Annotated in this window: 2 protein-coding genes; both read right to left on the bottom strand. The window is 72.0% G+C overall.

The features are described from left to right. Window positions 1-2364: type I polyketide synthase (locus tag AC1DYP_RS24745; protein WP_477048555.1), on the bottom strand; the 2364-nt coding region annotated here is incomplete at its 3' end. Beyond that, window positions 2361-4363: beta-ketoacyl reductase (locus AC1DYP_RS24740; RefSeq protein ID WP_477048554.1), on the bottom strand; the 2003-nt coding region annotated here is incomplete at its 5' end. The genes AC1DYP_RS24745 and AC1DYP_RS24740, both read right to left, overlap by 4 nt.

Below are 4363 nucleotides of genomic sequence, written 5' to 3'. Positions count from 1 at the left end.
CAGCGGGCCGTCGGCGAGCGCGCCGTCCAGGTCGCGGATCAGCCGGACCTGCGGCCGCTGGTAGTCGACGGTGCGGGCCAGGTCGGCGAACGGCTCCAGGATCGGGGCCATCAGCGGCGAGTGGAAGGCGTGGGAGACGGTCAGCGGCCGGCTGGCCACGCCCTGGCGCTCCAGGTCGGCGCGCAAGGCGTCCAGGGCCGTCGCCTCGCCGGAGACCACCAGGTCGCCGGGACCGTTGACGGCGGCCAGCGACAGGCGATCGCCATAGGCGGAAAGGTCGAGATCCGCCTCGCTCGCCCAGACCGCGGCCATGGCTCCGCCCGGCGGCAGGGCCTGCATCAGCTGGGCGCGGCGGGCCACCAGCTTCAAGCCTTCCTCCAGGCTGAACACCCCGGCCACGCAGGCGGCGACATATTCCCCGACGCTGTGACCCAGCACCACCGAAGGCTCCACGCCCCAGGAGCGCCACAGGGCGCACAGGGCGTATTCCAGGGAAAACAGCGCCGGCTGGGTATGGCCGGTCTGGTCGATCAGGCCGCTGGCGTCCTCGAACAGCACCGGCAGCAGGGTCCCGTCCAGCAGGACGTCGCAGCGGTCCAGGGCGGCGCGGAACACCGGCTCGCGGTCGTAGAGCTGGCGGCCCATGCCGGCGTATTGCGAGCCCTGGCCGGTGAAGACGAAGGCGATCTTCGGCCGCTGGGCCCCGGAGACCTGGCCGCGCAGCACGCCGGGGTCGCTGCGACCCTCGGCGGCCGCGTCGAGGCGCTTGGCCAGCTGCTCGCCGGTCTCGGCCAGGATGGCGATGCGGTGCTCGAAGTGCGAGCGCCCGGCGCCGGCGGCGAAGGCGATGTCGGCCAGGGGCATGTCGGCGAACGGCCGATAGCGCTCGGCCAGGGCCCGCGCCGCCGCCTCGTTGCGGCCCGACAGGGGGATCACCTGCGGGCCCGGATCGGCGTTGAGCGCCGCCTCCGTCCGCGAAGGCCCCTCCCCCACGATCACGTGGGCGTTCGTGCCGGTGAAGCCGAAGCTGCTGACGCCGGCCAGGCGCGGGGCGTCGCCACGCGGCCAGGCCTGGTCGGAGGTCGGGATCACGAAGGTCGAGGCCAGCTCGATCTGGGGGTTGAGCGTCTTCAGGTGCAGATGGCGCGGGATGGTCTCGTGACGCAGCGCCAGCACCGTCTTGATCAGCCCCGCGATGCCGGCGGCGGCTTCCAGGTGGCCGATATTGGTCTTCACCGAACCGACGGCGCACGGTCGCGCGTTGTCTCGACCTTCGCCGTACACGGCCTGGATCGACTCCAGTTCGATCGGATCGCCCAGCGGCGTGCCCGTGCCGTGCGCCTCGACCAGCCCCACCTCGACCGGCTGGACCTGGGCGTCGGCCAGGGCCGCCTTGAAAAGATCGCGTTGCGCCGCGCCGTTGGGCACGGTGAGCCCGCCACTGGCCCCGTCCTGGTTGACGGCCGAGCCCCGGATCACCGCCAGCACGTCGTCGCCGTCAGCCACCGCGTCCGACAGCCTTTTCAGCACCACCAGTCCGCAGCCCTCTCCGCGCCCATAGCCGTCGGCCGAGGCGTCGAAGGTCTTGCAGCGGCCATCGGGCGCCATCATCCGGGCCTGGCAGGTGGCGATGGTGCCTGCGGGTGACAGGATCAGGCTGACGCCGCCGGCCAGGGCCTCGCGGCACTCGCCCAGGCGCAGGCTGCGGCAAGCCAGATGGACCGCGACCAGCGACGACGAGCAGGCCGTGTCGATCGCCATGGCCGGTCCCTGCAGGCCGAAGGTGAAGGCGATCCGCCCGGCGGCGGCGTTCAGCGCCGCGCCGGTGGCGGTGTAGAGCTCGATCTGGCTGGGCGCGCCGAACAGGGTGTTCTGGGCGTAGTCGTTGGTGCTGATCCCGACGAAGACCCCGGTCTTGTCGCCCGACCGAGGCGGTCGACCGGCATGCTCGAACGCTTCCCACGCCACCTCCAGCAACAGCCGCTGCTGCGGGTCCAGCGTGGTGGCCTCGCGCGGGGACAGGCGGAAGAAGCCGGGATCGAACGCGGCGACGTCTTCGGACAGGAAGCCGCCACGGCGCGTGTACATCTTGCCGGGGGTGGAAGGCTGAGGATCGAAGAAGGCGTCGACGTCCCAGCGCGCCGAGGGAACCTCGCCGGTGGCGTCGCGGCCCTCCGTCAGCGCCGTCCAGAACGCGTCCGGACCGTCGACGCCGCCTGGGAAGCGGCAACCCAGGCCGATCACGGCGATCGGTTCGCTGCGCCACCGTTGGGCCTCGCCCAGCTTCTGGCGCAGATCGCGCATCTCGGTCAGCGCCCGTTTGACGACGGCTTCGCGGTCCAACTCCGGCGGTGTGCGGGTCATGGCGCGGCCCCTTCGAGTTCACCCGCCAGCAACGCCAGCAATTCAGCCTCGGACGCGCCCTCGAACGCGTCCTGGGGTTCCGCTTCGTCCGTCTGGGTCGGTTCGGCCAGGCCCAGAACGTCCGTCAGAAGGTGGTCCGTCAGGGCGGCGATGTTCGGGAAGCGGAAGACCACGGTCGCCGGCAGGGTGACGTCCAGATTGGCGCCCAGCCGGTTCTTCATCTCGACCGCCATCAGCGAGTCCAGGCCCATGTCGAAGAAGCCCGCGTTCGGATCGGCCAGGGTGTCGTCGCCGGTGATGGCGGCCAGTTCGGCCTGGAGGAACCGGACCAGGATCGGCCGACGCTCGCGGGCCGGCGCGGCGATCAGTTCCATCAGGAAGGCGGCGGGGCCACGGACGGCGCGCTCGTCCTTGGCCGCCTCGGCCGGCAGAGCGCCGGCCAGGTCGTCCAGCGCGCGCGGCCGCTCGCCTGGGGCGAACTGCTCCATGAAGGCGGGCCAGTTGACCGGCATCACCGCGACCTGCGGCGAGGACGCGTTCATCAGATCGCCCAAGTGCTTCAGCGCTTCGGCCGGAGCCAGGGCGGAGACGCCGCGCGGGGCGTGGGTCTTGCCGGTGCGGCGGGCCAGATCAGCCGCCATGCCGATGTCGCGCCACGGACCCCAGCCGACGCTGAGCGCGGGCAGGCCCAACGACCGGCGATGGTTGGCCAGGCCGTCGAGGAAGGCGTTGGCGGCCGAATAGTTCGCCTGGCCGGGCGAGCCGAACAGCGTCGCGGCCGAGGAGAACATCACGAAGAAGTCGAGCGGCAGGTCGCGGGTCAGGTCGTGGAGGTTCCAGGCCCCGCGCGCCTTGGGCCGCATCACCTTGACGAAGCGCTCGTCGGTCTGGGCGAACAGCACGCCGTCGTCCAGCACGCCGGCCGCGTGCACGATCCCGCGCAGGGGCGGCAGGGCGCCGGAGATCTCGGCCAGGGCGGGCGCGAGATTCTCACGGTCGCTGACATCGACCGACAGGAGCGTGACGCATACGCCGGTTGCTTCTAGAGCCGCGATATCGGCTGCGGCGGCTTCGGTCGGCTGGCTACGTCCGGCCAGCACCAGGCTGCGTGCGCCGGCCTCGGCCAGCCACCGAGCGACGGCGCGGCCCAGGCTGCCCAGACCGCCGGTGATCAGATAGCTGGCGTCCGGCCGCACGGGCGGCGGGGCGGACTTCGGAGCGGGCGCGGCCGCCAGACGGGCGACCAACCGCCGGCCGTCGCGGAAGGCGACCAGGTCTTCACCGTCGTCGCCGCAGAGCTGGCGGGCAAGGTCCAGCGCTTCGTCGGGATACGCCTCGGGCGCCAGGTCAACGAGACCGCCCCAGGCTTCCGGATGCTCCAGGGACAACGCGCGGCCCACGCCCCAGAGCGGAGCCTGATGCGGGGCGACCGTGGCGTCGCCGACTGGCTGGCCGGCTCGGCTGACGAACCACAGCCTGGGCGGCGTGGACGCTTCCCGCAGCACGCCCTGGATCAGGTGCAGGGCGGTCAGCTCTCCGCAGGAGTCGTCATCATCACGCATGCCGTCCAGATCGAGGTTCCACAGATAGGCGATAGCCGAGGGCGCGCTGGCGGCGAGGATCTCCGGCAGCATCTGATCGAGCGCGTCCAGAGATCCGAGGCGATAGCCGGCGTCGGCCTCATCGCCGTCGCGCCGCACCAGGGTGCAGGTCTGGCCCATCGCCGTCAGGGTGGCGGCCAGCCTTTCGGCGACGCCGGAGCGGTCGGCGAAGATCAGCACCGACCGCGCGGACGGTTCTGTCGCCGCGTCGAAGGGCGCGGCGCGCCATTGCATCTCGTGGAACAGGTCGGCCGCCCCCGTATTCACCGCGGGTGTCGGGGCCATCCAGTAGGGTTTGCGCTGGAAGGGATAGGTCGGCAGGTGGAGGCGGGCGTGGGGCTGATGGCGATGGACGGCGGTCCAGTCGATCGGCGCGCCGGCGACATAGAGGGCGGCCA

Source organism: Caulobacter sp. P1_D6 (genome assembly GCF_056406095.1).
Note: the sequence above shows the minus strand (reverse complement) of the source record. Positions and strands in the feature narration are given on the sequence as shown.